The organism is Weissella sp. DD23 (genome assembly GCF_001579105.1).
Classification (GTDB): Bacteria; Bacillota; Bacilli; order Lactobacillales; family Lactobacillaceae; genus Weissella; species Weissella cibaria.
Map to the genome: position 1 here is coordinate 346,226 of NZ_KQ970390.1, position 3,277 is coordinate 349,502.

4 protein-coding genes and 1 other RNA gene (1 of these 5 only partly in view) are annotated in these 3,277 nt (G+C 44.3%); 2 read left to right on the forward strand and 3 right to left on the reverse strand.

Annotated elements, in window-relative coordinates:
- From rnpB to WEIDD23_RS01670, 3 genes are all read right to left on the reverse strand, one after another.
- An RNA gene (gene rnpB / locus WEIDD23_RS01660) (RNase P RNA component class B) lies at nt 1–224 on the reverse strand; it reaches 396 nt to the left of the window's first position.
- Between the two features lie 24 nt (nt 225–248).
- Nucleotides 249–629 carry a cell division regulator GpsB gene (gene gpsB, locus WEIDD23_RS01665; RefSeq protein ID WP_062358703.1) on the reverse strand — a complete coding sequence of 127 codons (381 nt, stop codon included), beginning with the start codon at nt 627–629 and terminating at the stop codon, nt 249–251.
- A 92-nt stretch (nt 630–721) separates the two neighbouring features.
- A complete protein-coding gene (locus tag WEIDD23_RS01670) occupies nt 722–1,285 on the reverse strand; it encodes an SLOG family protein (protein WP_010374333.1) in 564 nt (187 codons plus the stop codon).
- 100 nt (nt 1,286–1,385) lie between these two features.
- Between WEIDD23_RS01670 and recU the strand changes: the two genes are divergently transcribed.
- Together recU and WEIDD23_RS01680 are read left to right on the forward strand one after the other, a co-directional pair.
- On the forward strand, nt 1,386–1,988 hold the full coding sequence (gene recU / locus WEIDD23_RS01675) for a Holliday junction resolvase RecU (protein ID WP_062358704.1): 603 nt from the start codon (nt 1,386–1,388) through the stop codon (nt 1,986–1,988).
- 18 nt (nt 1,989–2,006) lie between these two features.
- A partial coding sequence (locus WEIDD23_RS01680; RefSeq protein ID WP_197458775.1) for a transglycosylase domain-containing protein occupies nt 2,007–3,277 on the forward strand: 1,271 nt, incomplete at its 3' end.

Here is a 3,277-nt window from a genome sequence, read left to right on the forward strand (position 1 = left end):
GGTTTACCGCGTTCCACCCGTCGCATTTCTTTGACGGTTCGTCACTGTGGCACTTTCACAACTACTAAACCATAGTTACCCGTAGGTTTTTCGTTGGCCGTCAACCGATTGCATCGGCTGCCTAGCCTTATTTTTTCAGCTAGCACGAACACTACTGACATCACAGTCAGTGCGAGCATGGACTTTCCTCATGCGACATAAGCCACACGCAATTACCCACTAACACATCGCATTTACTTATTATACACCTATTCGGCCGATTGTGTAGCCTTTTCTTCAACAGAAGTTGAAAGAGGTGCAGCTGGTTCCGTTGGTGTACCAAAGACGCGACGTTCCAAATTAGACAAACGCTTCAAGATATCCATGTTCGTGTTTGCCGTTGGCGCAGCTGGTGTAGCCTTAGGTGCCATAGCTGAAGCGCTAACTTGTTTCGTTAGTTCTGCAACTTGTGCCTTTAACTTGTCGTTTTGCGTCGACAACTCATTAATGTTGTTTTGGAACGCTTGGTAATCCGTCATAATTTCGTCCAAAAAGGCATCAACATCTGTCATGTCGTATCCGGCACCGATACGTGTCTTCTTAAATTCCTTATTCAGGATTTCTTCGCGGTTGTGTAGAACATTTTCCATCACTTGGACTCCTCCGTTTAGTTCATAAATCTAGTTTACCAGTTTTTAGGCGTCATGACAAAACCAGTTTATGAAGATTTCTTAACAACTTATCAGTTATCCCATTGCAAGTCTTGATATTCAGTTGCATAGTCTTGTAACCGGTCTAAATCAATGCGGGTAACCGGATAATCAAAGTTTTCAGCATATTCGCGCATGGCGGTGTCATCGTAACGGGCTTTTGATTCAGTTGCTTCTTCGTCGAAGAAAATAATACCTTTATCAGTGTGGGTCAACATGAACCGCTGATAAGCCTGCATTTGTGCCCGTCCACCGAAATCGCCTTGGTGAACAGTGCTGCTAAAATTGACACGACTTTTTAGCTGGTTCAACTTTTCTTGGTTGTTTTCATTCCACTGCGCGCCAAATTTGGCAAATGGGGTCATTAATGCAATTTGAAACTCGGGATAATCCGTCGCTTGTAGGTCAAGTGCGACTTCAATAGCCCATTGTTCAATGCCCATTTGACCGCCTGTAATCAGCCAGTCCGCTCCGTCTTCAATACTTGTCCGTAATAATCGCTCAATGGCAAATTTAATCACAGCTAGCTTAGGGTCTTTGGCCCCATTTACCCCTAGCTCATAACTGCGGAAGCCAGTCATCCAAATGCGATCCATGGTGTACCTCCATATATTTAGGTTTCGTTTTAGTCCTATTGTTAGTATCTTGTTTGTTTTGGTATAATACTAAGGATACCTTAAGACGCAGGAGTACGAAATGGCTTTTAATTATCCAAATGGACGCCGCTTTGATGCAAGTGCGTTTGCGAAGCCGGTGGCAAAATCAAGTTCGCAAAGTAATCGTGGTATGTCGCTTGAAGGTGATTTAAATGATGCTAATCAGTTTTATTTAGTTTCCGGTCAGGCGGTTATTCATAAGAAACCGACGCCGATTCAAATCGTAAACGTGAGCTACCCCGCTCGTTCGGCTGCCAAGATTACTGAAGCTTACTTTCGCCAGGCTTCAACAACTGATTATAATGGTGTTTATCACGGCCGTTATATTGATTTCGATGCAAAAGAAACAACTAACAAACGCTCTTTTCCATTGAAAAACGTCCATGAACATCAGATTAAGCATTTAAAGCAGGTGGTCGCTTCAGAAGGCCTGGCCTTTATGATTATTCGATTTACAACATTGCGTGAGACGTACGTAATTTGGGCCCAGCTGTTATTTGACTACTGGGACGCGCAAGAGACGGCGCGTAAATCAATACCATATGATGTCATTGTCGCGCAAGGTGCGCAGGTGCCGTTGGGAATCAACCCCACGACCCCTTACCTTGTCGCTGTCGATGAACCGCTTAATCAACGTAACTAAGTAAGGAGAACTTTCGTTATGACAGAAGAGATGTCCCGTGTGCAGCGTAATGCTCAGACATCCCGCAAACAGCCTAAGAAAAATAGTTCAAAGGCCAAGCGATATGCAAAATATACTATCTTAACGCTCGCAACATTGGGCGTCGTTGGTGCATTAGGTGGCGCAGGCGTATTCGCTTACTACGCTTCATCTGCTCCAAAAATCACCAACTCTGCCTTAGTCGGCACATCTCAGACGCAACTACTTGATGCAGACGGTAACGTTTTCTACACAACAGGTAGCAAGCGCGAGATGGCTAAGCAATCAGAGATTCCCAAAGAGATGCGCATGGCGGTGGTTTCAATTGAAGACCGACGCTTCTATAAGCACCACGGGGTGGATCCCCGCCGTATTTTAGGGGCAGCATTTGCCAACTTTACTGGGTCATCACTTGGTCTCCAAGGTGGTTCAACATTAACGCAACAATTGATTAAATTGACCGCTTTCTCAACGGCTGCAAGTGATCAAACGATTAAACGTAAGGCCCAAGAAGCTTGGTTGGCGCTGAAGCTAGAAAAAGAATATTCAAAAAATCAAATTTTAACGCTTTATATGAACAAGGTTTACATGGGTAACGGTGTTTACGGTATGAAAACTGCCGCTGAATACTATTTCGGTAAGGATTTAAAGAACTTATCAACGCCACAAATGGCCTTGTTGGCTGGATTACCACAATCTCCTTCTGGTTATGACCCTTACGTCAATCCAAAGGGTGCCAAGGCACGTCGTGATGAAGTCTTGGAAGCAATGGCGCAAAACAACGTGATTACGCAAGCTCAAGCCAAGAAGTATATGGCATTACCTGTGACTGATGGTTTGATGACGACCCACCCTTCTAGTTCAACTCAAGATGAAGAAGCAAAGGTTGATGATGCGTACATCATGTCAACGTTGGCCGAAATTAAGAAACTTGGCTACGACGTGAACAAAGATGGTCTAACCGTTCAAACGAATTTGAACCAAAAAGTACAAGATCGTGCGTACGCCATTGGTAACACAGCTGACTATGTCAACTGGAAAGATGATGATATGCAAGTCGGTATGACGGTAACTGATCCAAACAACGGTAAAGTTATCGCGCAACTCGGTGGTCGTAACTTAAAGACCTTACAAGGTATAAACCACGCAACAAATACAGTGCGGTCATCTGGATCAAACGCTAAGCCAATTGTTGACTATGGTCCCGCGGTTGAAAACCTAGGTTGGTCAACTAATCACTTAGTTTTGGACACACCGTACACCTACCCTGG

Bases quoted from the DNA above. Each gene is read 5' to 3' on its own strand.
- gpsB (WP_062358703.1), bottom strand. From the start codon at position 629: ATGGAAAATGTTCTACACAACCGCGAAGAAATCCTGAATAAGGAATTT.
- WEIDD23_RS01670 (WP_010374333.1), bottom strand. From the start codon at position 1,285: ATGGATCGCATTTGGATGACTGGCTTCCGCAGTTATGAGCTAGGGGTA.
- recU (WP_062358704.1), top strand. From the start codon at position 1,386: ATGGCTTTTAATTATCCAAATGGACGCCGCTTTGATGCAAGTGCGTTT.